Below are 14,606 nucleotides of genomic sequence, written 5' to 3' on the forward strand. Positions count from 1 at the left end.
GCCGGGAAGTCCACTGCGGGCTTCCCGGCCGTTCGCGTTTCCCCGGGAAACCCGCGAAATCCGATGCAACCCCGGTGATCACCCGCCGCATGACTACGGGCAGAGGCGCAGCGATCCCCAGCTGCGCCCGCGAGAATGAGGAGCTGTCTTGCGTATCCGCATCGCCCTGACCCTCGGCGCGCTCGTGCTCGCCGGCGGCGCCCTGACCGGTGGCATCGCGCTGGCTTCGGAGGCGCAGGCGCCGGCCGCCCCGAGCCCGACCCAGACGACCCGGCCGGGCGAGCCGACCGTGGCGCCCGCCCCGGCCACCCGGACCCGGCCCCAGCAGGCGCCGAGCGCTGTCCCAGCGACGTCGCGCGCCCCGATCGCCGTCCCGGCCCGCCCTGCGCGCGTCCCCCGCGCCGTCCCGGCCGGGCCGACCGGTGACCTGCACCTGCCGGCCGTGTGGGAGACCCGGTAACCAGGTGATTTCCCGCTCCCGTCCGTCGACCGGGCCGGGCTCGCCGTGGGACGGCGAGTTCGCCCGGTACTTCGGCGAGCGCGCGCACAGCCTGCGATCGACCGCCTTCCTGCTCTGCGGGGACTGGCACCAGGCCGAAGACCTCACGCAGGCCGCGCTGCTCAAGCTCTACCTCGCCTGGCCGAAGCTGTCGCGGCACGATGCGCTGGACGCCTACGCGCGCAAGGTCGTCCTGCGCACGTTCCTCGCCGAGCACCGGCGCAGCAGGTGGAAACGGGAGCGGCTCACCGATGCTCCGCCGGAACTCCCGGCGGAGCCCGCCGCGAGCGACCAGGACGAACTGGTCCGGCAGGCGCTGGCCGTACTGGCCCCCAAGCAGCGCGCCGTGCTGGTGCTGCGGTACTTCGAGGACCTGAGCGTCGAGGAGACGGCGAAGGCGCTCGGCTGCAGCACCGGCACGGTGAAGTCCCAGACCTCGCGGGGCCTGGCCACGCTGCGCAACCGGCTCGGCCCGCACTACGGTGCGCTGACCTTCAGCGCCCGCACGGAGGGGAGGTGACGAACATGGACCCCGAAGACGACGTCCGCGCGTTCCTGACCGGCGCGGCCGGCGGCTCGCAGCCGCCGATGCGCCTCGAAGCCGCCGACGTGATCGAGCGCGGCGGCCGGGTCCGGCGACGGCGCAAGCGCTTCGCCGTGGCGGGCACTTCGGCCGCGACGGCGGTCGTCCTCGCGGTGGCCGGTTTCCTGGCCGGCCACCGCGCGGGGCCGCCGGAGCCGGTGCAGCCGGCCGGGCCGGGACTGTCCACGGTCGGCACCACGTCCCCCGCCCCGACGCCCACCGAGCTGCCGGTCCCGGCGACGTCGATCGCCCCGGTGTCACCGTCGGCCGAGCCGGGCCAGACCCGGCCGCGCAGCCCGCGGACGTCCGTTCCCCAGGCGCCGTCCGCGGGCCCGCGGGAGAACTCCCGCTCGTCGCTGCCGGCTCCCACGAGCACGGCCGTGACCCGGCCGGGCGCACCGACGGCGACCACGCGCTAGCCACTCCCCCGACGCACGTGTGCCCCGCCCGGACCACCGGGCGGGGCACACGATTTCCGCAGACCGCTCAGCGCTGAGCCGAGGCCAGCTTCCCGCTGTTGTCTTCGGTGTCGATCTGCTCCATCGGCACCTGCGACGTCTCCGGGATCTTGATGATCGGGATGATCGCGATCAGCGCCGCCGCCATCAGGTAGTACGCCGGCCAGTCCTCGTTGCCGGTGCTCTTGATCAGCGCGGTCACGATGACCCCGGCGGTGCCGCCGAACAGCGACGTCGAGATGTTGTAGCCGATCGCGAACGAGCCGTAGCGCACCCGCGTGGGGAACATCGCCGGGAACGTCGAGCCGATCACCGCGAGGATCAGGACCAGCAGGATCGCCACGATCAGGAACCCGACGAACAGCCACAGGATGCTGCCGGACTGCATGAGCTTGAGGCTGGGCCAGCTCAGCACCAGGAACCCGATGGCCGCGGTGAGCAGCAGGGGTTTCCGGCCGATCCGGTCGGACAGCGCGCCGAGCGGGATGATGATCGCCATCTGGATGACCTCGACCGCGATGATGATCAGCGTCGCCGTATTGTCGTTGATCTTCAACGTGTCGGTGAAGTACGTCGGCATCGTCGTCAGCAGCAGGTAGTCCGCGACGTTCAGCAGCAGCACGATGCCGATCAGGTTGAGGATCATCCGCCAGTTGCGGACGAAGATCTCCTTGAGCGGTGCCTTCTTCGGCGCCTCGCCCGCGGCTTCCATCCGGCGGAACTCGGGGGTGTCCTCGAGCTTGTTCCGCAGGTAGAGCCCGATCAGGCCGAGCGGCAGCGCGACGAAGAACGGGATCCGCCAGCCCCAGGCGTCGACCTGGTCGGCCGACAGGGACAGCGTCACCGAGAGCACCACCAGGTTGCCGAGCACGTAGCCGGCCAGCGTGCCGAGCTCGAGGAAGCTGCCGAAGAAGCCACGGCGTTTCGTCGGGGAGTACTCGGCGATGAACGTCGCCGCGCCGCCGTACTCGCCGCCGGTGGAGAAGCCCTGGATGATCCGCAGCAGCAGGATCGCGATCGGCGCCGCGATGCCCATGCTGTAGCTGCCCGCGTACGTCGGCAGGACGCCGACCAGGAACGTGCAGCCGGACATCAGCAGGATCGTGATGGCGAGCACGCGCTTGCGGCCGAGCTTGTCGCCGAGCGGCCCGAAGAAGGCCCCGCCGAACGGGCGCACGATGAACCCGATCGCCAGCAGCGCCAGCGACTTCAGGACCGCGTTGCCTTCGCCGGGGAAGAACTGCGTGCCGATGCTGACCGCGATCGCACCCGAGGTGAAGACGCCGTAGTCGTACCACTCGGTGGCGTTGCCCATGGCCGACGCCCACACGGCGCGCTTGACGGTTCTCTCGTCCACTGACGGTTTGCCCGTCGTTGCTGCTGGTTCGCTCATGCCGGCGACGACTCCTCCCGTGCAGTGCCCACTGGGCCGTTCGAGCTCATCCGCCCAGTCTCGACCGGCTCTCCGCGGTCGGCAGCCTGAGCCGCGAATTGTCTACGGTGGGGAACTTTCCGGCTACTGAGAGATATGCGTGCCGACATACCTGGCGGGCCGGGCGCGCCCGGCGGCTACTCGCCGGTTAACGTCAGCGCATGAGTCGTGTTTCTCAACCGTGGCCGCCGGTGCCGGTGGAGCCCGCGGTCCCGCACCCCAAGGCGCCGGCGCCGGGCACCGAGCTCGGCGTGCACTTCGCCGAGTGCTTCGGGTGCGGCGACGAGGCCGACGCCGGGCTGCACCTGCGCTCGACCGTCGGCGAGGGCCAGGTGGTGCACTCGCGGTTCACCGTCACCGCGGCCCACCAGGGCGCGCCCGGGCTCGCCCACGGCGGGCTGCTGGCCTGCGCGTTCGACGAGGCGCTCGGTTCGGCGGTCGGCAACCTGATGCGCCGCCCGGCGGTGACCGGCAAGCTCGAGACGGACTTCCGGCGGCCGGTCCCGGTCGGTTCGACGTTGTTCATCGCGGCCCGGCTGGACGGCGTCGCGGGCCGCAAGATCTACGTCAGCGCGGACGGCCGCCTCGACGCCGAGGACGGCCCGATCGCGGTCAGCGCGCGGGCGTTGTTCGTCGTCGTCGGCTTCGAGCACTTCAGCACCCACGGCGACCCGCAGGCGCTGGAGAAGCTCGCCGCGCAGCACGAGAAGAACCAGCGCGAGCGCGGCGAACGCGACTGGGAGATCAACCCCTGACCCTCTTCCGCGGCCGGTCGTGAGTGGTAAAGCGGGTTCGAACCCGCTTTACCACTCACGACGGCGTCAGGTGAGGGTGCGGGGGCGGATGGCGTTGGCCCGGTCGACCAGCTCGATGCGCTCGTCGAGCGTGCCCGCCAGCCGGGCCAGCGCCCGGTAGCACCGCTCGAGACCGAACCGCAGCTCACGTTCCTCGAGCGAGCACCCCAGCACGCGCGCGCCCGGTGTCGGCTTGCCCTGCTTGAGCCACTCGTGCGCGGCTTCGAGCACCCCGGCGGACAGCCGCGTCCGGCGTTCGGCGTCCAGCCGGAGCCGCTCGAGCCGGGCCGACGCGTCGAGCAGGTCGTGCTCGGTGACCGGGGTCTCGCGGCCGTGGGCCTTGGTCACCGTCGTCTTGATCTTGATCGCCGCGACCTGCGCGTCGACGTAGTGGGTCGAGGACGGCGGCACGGTTTCGAGCACCTCGACCGCGCTCGACCGCGCGCCCTGCGCCAGGTACACGCGGGCGAGACCGAAGGCGGCGCTGACGTAGGTGCGGTCGGTGCGCCAGACCAGTTCGTAGAACCGCGCGGCGCCGAAGTAGTCGCCGACGCCTTCGGCGCTGATGCCCAGGGCGAGCTTCGGGGCGATCTCGCCCGGCAGGTCGTCGTACACCGCTTCGAACGCGACGTGCGCCACCCGCGACCGGCCGCCCGCGAGTTCGATCAGGCCGCGGTACCAGTCGATCCGCCAGTCGTGCGGGAAGCCGTTCTTGATGGCCAGGTACTGCGCGGCCTGCAGCTGCCGCTGCGCCTCCGCGAACTCGCCCAGCTCGATCCGGGCGCGCACGATCCGCAGCCGCACCTCGATCGACTCGCGCGGCGCGCCGGCCAGCGCCTCGATCGCGGCCCGCGGGTCGAGCGCGGTCGTGGTGGCGAGCACGCCCGCCGCCGGGTCGTCCGTGTCGACCTGCGGGATCGGCAGCCCGGCGACGACCTCGTCCGCGCCGGGCAGCGGCACGCTGGCGCCGGCTTCGGGCACCACCAGCTGGACGCCGAACGTGCGGCTCTCCGGGCCGAACACCGTGGACACGCCGGGCCGCGGCTTACCGGTGCCGAGCGCCATGATCTCGCGCAGCACCCCGGTGAGCTGGTCAGCCATCTCTTCGGCGGAGAGGAACCGCCGGTCCGGGTCCGTGTGCGTCGCGCGGCGCAGGAACCGGTAATACGAACCGAACAGCGTGAACAGCGGAACGGCGTCCGGTCCGGGCAGGGTCGTCTTGTACTTGGTGGTGTAGCCGGTGAACTCGAAGCTGAGCACGGCGAGCGTGCGCCCGACGGTGAACAGGTCCGACGCCACCGACGCACCCTGCGTCGGCAATTCCGGCGCGCTGTAGCCGGTGGTGAAGAACAGCGGGCTCTCGTAGTCGTCGGTGCGGCGGACCGCGCCGAGGTCGATCAGCTTCAGCTGCTCGTTGGTCTGGATGACGTTGTCGGGCTTGAGGTCGCAGTACAGCAGGCCCTGGCTGTGCAGGTAGCCGAGTGCGGGCAGGATCTCCAGGCCGTAGGCGATGACCTGGCCGATCGGCAGCGGCTCCGGACGGCGGCTTTCCCGGTGGTGGGCGAGCGCGAGCTGCCGCAGCGACTGGCCGCCGACGTACTCCATGACGATGTAGCCGGTGGTCGTCCCGCTGTGGGCGTCCGGGTGCTGCACGAAGTTGTGGATCTTGACGATGTTCGGGTGCTCGACCTCGGCGAGGAACCGCTGCTCGTTGGCCGCGGCCGCCATCGCCGTCGCGTCACCGGTGTCGATCAGTCCTTTGAGGACGACCCAGCGGTCGCTGACGTTGTGGTCCTGCGCCAGATAGATCCAGCCGAGGCCGCCGTAGGCGATCGCGCCGAGCACCTCGTACTGGCCGCCGACGAGCTCGTGCGGCTGCAGTTTCGGGAGGAAGGAGAACGGCGCGCCGCAGTTCTCGCACTTGCCTTCCGGTGCGCCGGGCTGGCCGTCCTTGCCGCGGCCAACCTTCGCGTTGCAGCTGCCGCAGAACCGCTTTTCCTCCGACACCACCGGGTTCGTCAGCACCGCGGACGCGGGGTCGCGCGCGGGCACCGGCGGGACCTCGACCAGACCGGCGCCGAGCCGGCCGCGCCGCGACCGGGACGTCCGCGACGACGTCCGCCGCGAAGTGCCGGGGAACGAACCGGATCCCGAGCCGGAGCCGCTGCCGGTCCCCGTTCCCGTGCCGGTTCCGGTCCCGGTGCCGGTGTGCCGCCCTTCGCTGGTGCGCTCGGGCAGCACGCTTTCGGTGCCGGGGTCCGGCAACGGCGTTCCCGGGCCGGTGTCCGGCCGCGGCACCGGCGGCATGATGCTCTGGGTCTCCGGCGCCGGCGCGGCGAGCACGCTCGTCGGCTGCGGCGCTTCCGGGTCCGGGCGGACGGCCTGCGTCGGCTCGACCGGCGGCGCGACGGGGTTCATGCTGCCCGGCGGACGCGTCGGGTCCTCGGCGCCGGGGATCGTCCCGCGCATGGGTGCGGCCTGGCCGCCCGGTGGCGTCGGCGGACGGCGCACGGGCGCGTGGAAGACGGTCTCTTCGCCGCCGGACGGCTCGCCGTCGTCCAGGCGGCCGGAGATCGACGGCTCCGGCGTCTCCCACCGCACCGGTGGCGGCGGCTGCCAGTTCGGCTTGGCCCCCTGCCCCTCGTCCGGCGCGGCGTGCCGAGGACGGCGCGGCTCCTCCGACACTGCTACCTCCCGGATCCCCTGCGACGTGCGGAGATCGATCCTAGTCGCGCTGTGTTCACTGGTACTGCGGTGACGGCGGCGAAGCAGGTCCGAGACGGGCCTCCACCCAGCGGCGGTAGCTGTCCTGCCAGACGCCGTTGCCGCGGATCTGGTCGAGCACCGCGTTGACGTAGCGGACCAGGTCCTGGCGGTCCTTCGACACGCCGATGCCGTAGTTCTCCTGCGTCAACGGCTCGCCGCGGACCTCGAGCGTCGAGTCCTGCGCGGCCATCCCGGCGAGGATCGTGTCGTCGGTCGACACCGCGTCGACCTGGCCCTGCTGGAGCATGACCAGGCAGTCCGACCAGTTGTCCACCGAGACCGGCACCGGCTTGGCCGCGTCGGTCGCGATCTTCGCCAGCGACGTCGACTTCTTGGTCGCGCACACCCGCTTGCCGCTCAGGTCGGACAGCTTCTGCGCCTTCGACTCCTTCGGGACCAGGATCTTCTGGCCCGCCACGTAGTAGACGGAGGAGAACTCGACGTCCTTCTTGCGGGCGCAGGTGATGCTGTAGGTCCGGACCACGACGTCGACCTGGTGCTTCTTCAGGACTTCCTCGCGCTGCGACGACGGGATCGCGCGGAACTGGACGTGACCGTCGGCCGAGCCGAAGATCGCCTTGGCGATCGCGTAGACCATGTCGATGTCGAAGCCCTCGAGGTTGCCCGACGTGGGGTTGCGGAACCCGAACAGGTAGGTGGTCTGGTCGACGCCCGCGATGAGCTTGCCGCGCTTCTTGATGTCGGACATCGTCGAGCTGTCGGGGACGGCCGTGCTGGCGGCCGGCGCCAGGCTGGCGAGCGGGTTGCAGCTGGTGTCGGAGGTGCCGCCGGCCGTCGCGTCCGGGCCGCCGACGTGCGCGGGCTGCGGCCAGCCCGCGTTGCCGACCGGCGCCGGGTCGACCGGTTTCCCGGGGCTGCCGCAGGACGCCGCCAGCAGCGCGACGAACGCCAGCACGCCCGCCCGGACCGTGTTGCCCCGCCTGCTCACCGGTACTCCCTCAGTCGTTCCCGGATCCCCATGGTGACACCCGCCGCGGCGACGATCGCCAGCACGGCCAGGCCGGGCGCGAGGAAGGTCAGCGCGCGGTCGCCGTTGTGGGTGTCGTCGAGGAAGTCCTGCCTGCCGACGTCGATCGCCGCCTGGAGGCTGTCGTCGAGCTGCCGGAACGCCGGCGCCGAGCCGCCGTTGGCGTCTTCCTGCACGGCGGAGTTCACGGCTTCCTGGTACGCGCCGGCGTTGTCCTGGTCGCGCACCTGCCCGTGTGCCTTCATCCAGTCGGTGGCGGCCTTCGACGCGTCATCGACCTTCGCGGCGCCGGCGCCGTCTTTGATCAGGCCGCGGGCTTCGCCGAGGAGACCGCCCTGGCCGTCTTGGCCGACCAGCTGGACCGCCTTGTCGGCGAAGTCCTTCTCGTACGCCCCGCCGTCGCCGCGGGCGACCAGCGTCAGCGTTTCGTCGGCGCGGGCCTGCAGCGCGGCGATCCGCGCGCGGACGAGCACGTCGACGCGGTGCGAACCGTCGTCCTGGCCGCTGCCGACCAGGCTGCCCTGGACGATCAGCGCGACCGCGCCCCACAGCAGCGACACCACGACGGCGGCCGTCGCGACGACGAGCCCGACGTTGAGCAGCCGGTTGGTGCGCCGGGTCAGGTAGACCTGGGCGACGATCAGTGCGGCCAGCAGCGCGACCACCAAAATCGTGGCGAGCCACGGGAAGCCGGTGGCGCTGTCCTGCTCTTCGATGAGCCGCTCGGTGTCGATCCGGTAGAGGTCCTGGGCGGCGGGCAGGATCTTCGCCCGCATCAGCTCGGACGCCTCGCGCAGGTAGGACGCGCCGACCGGGTAGCCGAGGCGGTTGTTCGCCCGCGCCGTCTCGACGAGCCCGGTGTAGACCGGCAGCTGCTGGTTCAGCACGTCGACCGGGCCGGCCGCGTCGGCGACGTCCGCGGCGTCCGAAGCGGCCTTCGCGAGCGCGGCGCCGGCTTCGGCGATGTCCCGCTCGTAGCGCTGGCGGAGTGCGGGCGGCTCGGTGCCGATGGAGAGGAACGCGCTCGCGGCGGTCGCGTCCGCGTCCGAAAGCGAGCGGTAGACCTGCTGCGACGCCGCGGCGAGCGGCTCGCGGTGGTCGATGACGCCGGAGATCGTGTCGTCGCGGTCCTGCACCGAAAGCGTCGCGACCAGCCCGGCGACGAGGGCCAGCAACACCAGCCCGACGGCGATCACGGTGAGCCGGCCGGGGGTGGTCGCGGCCGAGCGGACGACCGCGCGGACGCCCTGGCCCGGCAGGTCGAGCAGCCCCAGCAGGCCGCTGCGGCCGGCGGTGCGGTCACGGCCGTCCGGCGGCGACGGTGGGGGTCCCGGCGCCGGCGCCGCCGGTCCCGGGGCCGTCGCAGTGCTGGTCATCCCCGAATTCCTCCCCCTGCTGTCCGGGGCCTCGCCCCAGGCCGGGGGCCTGGCCACCCCGGAGCCCCCGAAAAACTCGCTGTGAGCCGTACCCGCAGAAGGTAGCCGAGTCGCCGCACGCACAGCCACCGGCACCGCCCGCTGTCATCAGCACGTGATCTGCGCGGACGTGTTCCTGCGCACACCGGTGATCAGGTCCGGACTTCCGCCAGCACGCGCCAGTGGCCGTCTTCGGGGCCCGACGTCAGCGCGCCGCCGGCGAGCGCGAGCCGCTCGCGCATGCCGGCCAGCCCGAACCCTTCACCTGTCCGGGTGAGAGCCGGGAGGGCGTTGCGGACGTCGAGGCGGACCGCGCCGGGCGCGTGGCTCAGCCGCATCCGGACGTCCTCCCCCGGCGCGTGCTTGCCGGCGTTCGTCAGGGCTTCCCGTGCGATGCCGCCCAGGGCGACGACCGCCGCGGACGGCAGCGGCCGGGGTTCGCCGTCCGCCTCGAAGTCCACGGTGACGCCGTGGTCGCGGGCGTGCGCGGCGGCCACTGCGGCGAGGGTTTCGGTGAGCGGCGGGACGTCCTGGCGGAGCGCGGCGACGGCGTCGCGTGCCTCGGCCAGCCCGTCCGCGGCGAGCTTCCGCGAGCGCCGGACGGACCGCAGCGCACCGTCCACATCAGACCGTTCGGCCAGCAGCGCCTCGGCGAGCTCCAGCTGCACTCCCAGCGCGCCAAGGGAATGCGCGAGGACGTCGTGGAGTTCGCGGGCGATCCGGGTGCGTTCGTCGAGCGCGGCGGCGCGGGCGTGTTCGGCCTGGGCGAGCCGCGTCTGCTCCAGCAGCGCCCGGCTCTGCGTCGCCTGCACCTCGTACTGGCGGCGGTTGAGCCCGAGCAGCACCAGCAGCAGCATCACGCCGGCGTCGGCGAGCGGCTCGCCGAGGGAGTCGCCGGCGAGCGCGTGCGACGTCACCGCCAGCACGACGTCCAGCAGGGCGGCGGCGAGGATCGCGCCGACGCTGACCGAGGTGAGCGTCGCGAGCCGGCCGAGGGCGATGACGGACAGCAGGATCGCCGACGAGTCCCCGGCCCAGCCGACGATCGCCGCCGGCAGCGCGCTCGCCGCGGCGAGCAGCACGGCCGCCGTCTTCGGCCGCCGCTGTGCCTGCAGGACGAAACCCAGCCAGCCCGCGGTCGCGACGCCGTACGCGGTCCAGATGCGCGGGTCGGTTTCCCGCGCGGTGAGCAGGGTCGCCGCGAAGAAGAGCGTGCCGAGCAGCTGCACCACGAGCCAGCTCGGGGCGATGGTGTCGGGCAGGCGGTTCGGCACGGGATCCGCTCAGCCGCGGATGGCCGGGGCGAGCGAGTGCGGGAGCACGGCTTCGGGGTCCGGTGGGCGGCGGACCACCACCTCGACGTCGTCGGCGAAGCGGTAGGGCTTCGCGCCGAGGATGCCGCCGAAGTGACGTCGCAGCCGGGACATCTCCGCGCGGACGGTGACCGTCCGGCCGGCGTCGCCGAACAGGTCGGCCGACAGTTCGGACGCCGACCGGCCGTCGCGGCGGTTGGCCAGCACGTACAGCACCTCGGCGTGGCGCGGGCTGAGCCGGTGCGTCCAGGTCCCCGCGGCGCTGGCCACGGTGAGTTCGGGCTCGCGCGGCGACCGGACGTCGAGCACGACGCGGGTGGGCGGGGCGGCGTCGTGCTCGGTCAGCCGGAGCAGCCAGCCGCCGGGCACCGGCTCGACCGAGCAGCCGCCGTACGCGGGCAGCCAGGTGCGCCCCGGTCCGAGGCCGGTGGGCAGCGCGACCCGGTCGACCGGGGCGAGCCCGGCGGCCGCGGCGACCCAGCCGTGTTCGTCGGCCACCATGGCGCGGCCGCCGACCTTCGCGAGGACCGGGACGGCGAAGCCCCTGAGTCTCTCCAGTTCGGTGCGGTGGGTGGTGCGCAACTGGGCTTCCGCGAGCCGCGTCACGGCGTCGACCAGTGCCAACGTCGTCGCGTGGACGGTCGAGGCCGGACCGGAGAGGTCGACGACGCCGAGCAGCCTGCCGTTGCGCGGGTCGTGCAGTGGCGCGGCCGCACACGTCCAGGAGTGCTGCGCCCGGACGTAATGTTCGGCTGAGTAGACCTGGATCGGGCTGCGGGCGACCAGGGCGGTGCCGATCGCGTTCGTACCGACGGATTCTTCCTGCCAGTCGACGCCTTCGACGAACCCGAGCCCGTCGGCGCGGCGGCGGACCGCGGCGCTGCCGTCGCGCCAGAGGACGGCGCCGCCCGCGTCGGCGATCACCATGATGTGCGCGGCCTGCTCGGCGAGGCTGATCAGGCCGCCGCGCAGCACCGGCAGCGCCTCGGCCAGCCCGCTCGCGCGGCGGCGGGCTTCCAGCTGTTCGAAGCTCAGGACGGGCGCGGCGGCCCGGCTGTCCGGATCCATGCCGAGGCGGCGCATCCGCTGCCAGGATGCGCCGATGACCGGCCGCAGCCTGCTGGGCAGCGCCTGGCCGTTCAGGGCCGCTTCGTGCACTTGCGCGAGGACACGGGCGTGCCGCCGGGGATCCGCCCCGGCCGGCAACGCCGCCTCGAGGTCTCGCTGCCCCAACCGCCGCTCCTTGTGCTGTACCTCCTGGGAGTCTGCCGTTTCGGCCGGATGATCGGTAGGTGGCGCACGTCGCGGTTTTCGGCCGGTCAGTAAGAGACGTAGAAGTCGATCTCGGGGTCGTCCGGGGCGAGTTCCGGTGCCGAGACGGAGTCCTCGATGAGCCTGGCGACTTCGGCGTCGATGGCGTCGAGGACCTGTTCGCGCAGCTCACCGCTGTCGGTGACCCGGGTGCGGAACCGCTGGAGGCAGTCGCCGGTGTGCCGCGGGAAACCCGCCTCGATCAGCGTCGGACCGCCGCCGTCGCGGGCGCGGCCGACCGCTTCTCCGGCCGCTTCGTGGACGGCGAAGAAGTCGGATCCGTCGATGACGACCCCCGGCACGCCGAGTCCCGCCACCCGATCGGCGTAGCCGGAGTTCTCCGTGACGAAGATGGCGGGGAGGTGCCAGGCCGACGCGAGGTTCAGCGCCTCCAGCGTCGTCCCGGGGCCGTCGCCGAGGAACGCCACGCTGACACCGCCGTTGTCCTGTTGTTTCGCGGCGATAGCGGCGCCGCAGATCAGCAGCGGGACGCCGCTGAGCGTGTCCGTCGTGACCAGCCGGTGGCGCCGGATTTCGGCCAGGACGGCCCTCACGTCGACGCCCTTGGCGATGCGGTGGCCGAGCCGCCGGTGGGTGCCGGCGATCGCGTCGCGCCCGTCGAGGTGGAGGCAGACGCCCGCGGCCAGGGCCTCCTCGCCGGCTTGCCGGTGCCCGCCGGTTGCGTGCTTTTCAACGGCCTCTTCGACGGCTCGGATGGTCCGCATCACGCGGTACGCACCCTGGAGGGCGTCCGTCATCTTCGCCGCTCCTTCCCCGGTTCGGTTTCCGTGCGCAGCAGTCCCTTCCGCGCGGCCTCCGCCATCGCCGCCCGGACGTCGACGACCCAAGGCCCGTCGGGTTTGAGCTCCACGAACGCGCTCTCACCGGTTTTGAGCTCGAGTTCACGCTCGCCGTCGAGAGCGATGACACCGCCCGCCGCGGCGAGCTCGACACGCACGCCGGGTCGCAGCAGTCCCCAGCCGCGCACGCCGACCGGCCGCACGAGCCCGGGTGCGATCGGCGCGTGCACGACATACGGCGTCTCCCCGACCGGCCCGAGCTGCAGCGCGACGCCGTCCGGGCTCGACCGCGGGCTCGGGCAGAGCTGGCCTGGAACGCTCGAGAGACCGATGCCGTCCGGCTCGGCGAAGGTGCAGTACAGCTCGGTGAGTGAGGAGGGGTCCCACAACGCCCGTGCTCCGATGTGCCTGCTCAGCGACACGCAGACGTCGACGAGCGCGATCTCCCGGCGTGCTTTCGTGACGACTTCGAGCACGCTGACGCGGTGGGTGACGAGGTCGGGATCGATCTGCCCGGTGGCGATCAGCCCGGCGGCCAGGCCGGCGACGGTCGCCTCCTGCATCTGCGGGAAGGCGTTGTTGGTCCCGGTGGAGAGGGCCAGCAGCGGAACGTCTTCGCAGGCAGCGGCGGCAACGCGGGCGGTCCCGTCCCCACCGAGGACGACGATGACCCCGGCGCCGGCTTCGACCATGCGGCGCACCGCGTTCGTGGTGTCCGCGGCGGTGCCGGTGAGGGCGTCGTCCTCGCAGAAGTCGACCTTCGGCCAGGAGCCACCGCGGCCGAGGGCGCGCAGGACTGCGGCGGAGATGCCGCCGAGATCGGTCGAGACGAGGGCCCGGTCGAGCCCGGTGACGGCGAACGCCGCCAGCAGCCGCTGGACCATGTTCGCCTTCTCTGCGGTGGGGAACACCGACGCCTGCGCGACCAGCCGGCGGATGTCCCGTCCCGAAGCGGGGTTCGCCACGATCCCCGCCACCGTTTCACCCACCTGACCTCCCGTTCTTTCACCGGAGAACAGGAGACTCCGCGAACGGGCGGAGGGGAAGGGTTGCAGGGCGTTGCAGTGTCGGCGGAGGGCGGCCGCAGCGACGGAGATCACACCGCGCGTCTCACCTGGTGATCTTCAGTGGACTGTCCAACCCGGAGGCGCAGGCTGAGAAGAACCAACCGGGGCAAGATCCCGGCAGAGGTCTACGGGACGAGGTCGGCGACGCCTTCGTAGGTGAACCCGGCTTCCGCGACAGCGGCTCGGACGTCGTCGTCCATCAGCGCGGTTTCGGCACGCACGAGCACCCGGCCGGCCGCGACGTCGACGTCCACTGCGGTCACTCCGGGCAGCGCCGTGATTTCTTCGGTGACCGACTGGGCGCAGTGGCCGCAGTTCATCCCGGAAACGGTGTAACCGTGCTCGATCATGGTGCGCAGCCTACGAAAAGGGCCGCCACCCCGAACGGGTGACGGCCCTTTCCCAAGATCAAAGTCAGATCACGGTGACCGACGTGGCCTGCGGGCCCTTCTGGCCCTGGCCGATCTCGAACTCGACGCGAGCGTTCTCCTCAAGGCTCTTGAAGCCGCTGCCCTGGATCTCGCTGTAGTGAACGAAGACGTCGCCGCCACCGTTGTCGGGGGTGATGAAGCCGAACCCCTTCTCGGAGTTGAACCACTTCACAGTGCCCTGAGTCATAAAAAAATCTCCATGTGTAACACCAAAAAACAGGAAGCCACTTCGGCGACCCGGGTCAGCACCGGGACGGTTTGCTTCCTCGACGAGGAGACACTACGCCCGCTAGATTCTGCGAGCGTGACTCAACACGAACACAAAAATCGAGACCTTAAGCAGTAAAGCACACCTTGACCAAGATGGACAAGCCATCTTCACCCGGGCGAGGTGAGCTATTCGCCACTCGCCGGGCGCAGCCCCTCGGTCGCGAACGGCGACGAGCGCCAGGCCGCGTCCCGGTCAAGGGCCACCACCGCGTCGTCGTGGGCCTCCGAGCTGGCGCTGAACAGCACCGGGACGACGCCGGAGGACTTCCGCGCTGCTTCGGATGCGTGCTGGTGATCGGTCACGTCGAAACTCCCCTCGTTCCCTGCCCGCTTCGGCGCGGGTCATGACCGTGATGGTGCCACGCGGCACCGACAGAAACCGGTTGTCTCCCGCCGGGACCCGGCCGGGAAGGTTCAGCGGCGAACCACCACCGGAACACCGTCAGGCTACCCGAGCCAAGGCCCTGCTACCACACGAC

The 14,606-nt window shown here is 72.0% G+C and carries 15 protein-coding genes; 4 read left to right on the forward strand and 11 right to left on the reverse strand.

Going from position 1 to position 14,606, the window contains the following annotated elements; translation table 11 throughout:
- The first annotated feature begins 148 nt into the window (after nucleotides 1-148).
- The 3 genes from IE317_RS20505 to IE317_RS20515 are packed head-to-tail and all read left to right on the forward strand — an operon-like array spanning nucleotide 149 to nucleotide 1,501.
- Complete coding sequence (locus tag IE317_RS20505) at nucleotides 149-460, forward strand: hypothetical protein (RefSeq protein ID WP_191312418.1); 312 nt, start codon at nucleotides 149-151, stop codon at nucleotides 458-460.
- A 4-nt stretch (nucleotides 461-464) separates the two neighbouring features.
- Complete coding sequence (locus IE317_RS20510) at nucleotides 465-1,019, forward strand: SigE family RNA polymerase sigma factor (protein ID WP_191312420.1); 555 nt, start codon at nucleotides 465-467, stop codon at nucleotides 1,017-1,019.
- A gap of 5 nt (nucleotides 1,020-1,024) precedes the next feature.
- Nucleotides 1,025-1,501, forward strand: a complete 477-nt coding sequence (locus tag IE317_RS20515; RefSeq protein ID WP_191312422.1) for a hypothetical protein — start codon at nucleotides 1,025-1,027, stop codon at nucleotides 1,499-1,501.
- Between the two features lie 67 nt (nucleotides 1,502-1,568).
- On the opposite strand, the gene IE317_RS20520 is transcribed toward IE317_RS20515, so the two are convergent.
- On the reverse strand, nucleotides 1,569-2,897 hold the full coding sequence (locus IE317_RS20520) for an MFS transporter (RefSeq protein WP_191312423.1): 1,329 nt from the start codon (nucleotides 2,895-2,897) through the stop codon (nucleotides 1,569-1,571).
- Nucleotides 2,898-3,133: 236 nt separating this feature from the next.
- Between IE317_RS20520 and IE317_RS20525 the strand changes: the two genes are divergently transcribed.
- Nucleotides 3,134-3,727: a PaaI family thioesterase gene (locus tag IE317_RS20525; protein ID WP_191312425.1), complete on the forward strand. Its 594-nt coding sequence runs from the start codon at nucleotides 3,134-3,136 to the stop codon at nucleotides 3,725-3,727.
- Nucleotides 3,728-3,793: 66 nt separating this feature from the next.
- On the opposite strand, the gene IE317_RS20530 is transcribed toward IE317_RS20525, so the two are convergent.
- From IE317_RS20530 to IE317_RS20575, 10 genes are all read right to left on the reverse strand, one after another.
- On the reverse strand, nucleotides 3,794-6,451 hold the full coding sequence (locus IE317_RS20530; RefSeq protein WP_191312427.1) for a tetratricopeptide repeat protein: 2,658 nt from the start codon (nucleotides 6,449-6,451) through the stop codon (nucleotides 3,794-3,796).
- 55 nt (nucleotides 6,452-6,506) lie between these two features.
- Nucleotides 6,507-7,448, reverse strand: coding sequence for a glutamate ABC transporter substrate-binding protein (locus IE317_RS20535; RefSeq protein ID WP_191312570.1), 942 nt, complete (start codon nucleotides 7,446-7,448; stop codon nucleotides 6,507-6,509).
- 29 nt (nucleotides 7,449-7,477) lie between these two features.
- Nucleotides 7,478-8,896 carry a hypothetical protein gene (locus tag IE317_RS20540; protein WP_191312429.1) on the reverse strand — a complete coding sequence of 473 codons (1,419 nt, stop codon included), beginning with the start codon at nucleotides 8,894-8,896 and terminating at the stop codon, nucleotides 7,478-7,480.
- 191 nt (nucleotides 8,897-9,087) lie between these two features.
- On the reverse strand, nucleotides 9,088-10,209 hold the full coding sequence (locus IE317_RS20545; protein ID WP_191312431.1) for a sensor histidine kinase: 1,122 nt from the start codon (nucleotides 10,207-10,209) through the stop codon (nucleotides 9,088-9,090).
- Nucleotides 10,210-10,218: 9 nt separating this feature from the next.
- Complete coding sequence (locus tag IE317_RS20550) at nucleotides 10,219-11,481, reverse strand: GAF domain-containing protein (protein WP_191312433.1); 1,263 nt, start codon at nucleotides 11,479-11,481, stop codon at nucleotides 10,219-10,221.
- Between the two features lie 86 nt (nucleotides 11,482-11,567).
- Nucleotides 11,568-12,317 carry a thiamine pyrophosphate-dependent enzyme gene (locus IE317_RS20555; RefSeq protein WP_191312435.1) on the reverse strand — a complete coding sequence of 250 codons (750 nt, stop codon included), beginning with the start codon at nucleotides 12,315-12,317 and terminating at the stop codon, nucleotides 11,568-11,570.
- Nucleotides 12,314-13,348, reverse strand: coding sequence for an ATP-NAD kinase family protein (locus IE317_RS20560; RefSeq protein ID WP_191312437.1), 1,035 nt, complete (start codon nucleotides 13,346-13,348; stop codon nucleotides 12,314-12,316). Before IE317_RS20560 ends, IE317_RS20555 begins: the two co-directional genes overlap by 4 nt.
- Before the next feature lie 203 nt (nucleotides 13,349-13,551).
- The gene (locus IE317_RS20565; protein ID WP_191312439.1) at nucleotides 13,552-13,776 is read right to left on the reverse strand and encodes a heavy-metal-associated domain-containing protein; all 225 of its coding nucleotides are present in this window, start codon (nucleotides 13,774-13,776) and stop codon (nucleotides 13,552-13,554) included.
- A gap of 64 nt (nucleotides 13,777-13,840) precedes the next feature.
- Entirely contained in the window at nucleotides 13,841-14,044 is a 204-nt protein-coding gene (locus tag IE317_RS20570; RefSeq protein WP_086855961.1) for a cold-shock protein, read from the reverse strand.
- A gap of 209 nt (nucleotides 14,045-14,253) precedes the next feature.
- Nucleotides 14,254-14,430, reverse strand: coding sequence for a hypothetical protein (locus tag IE317_RS20575; RefSeq protein ID WP_191312441.1), 177 nt, complete (start codon nucleotides 14,428-14,430; stop codon nucleotides 14,254-14,256).
- Nucleotides 14,431-14,606: the final 176 nt, after the last annotated feature.

The sequence above is a fragment of the Amycolatopsis bullii genome, from assembly GCF_014654205.1.
Classification (GTDB): domain Bacteria; phylum Actinomycetota; class Actinomycetes; order Mycobacteriales; family Pseudonocardiaceae; genus Amycolatopsis; species Amycolatopsis plumensis.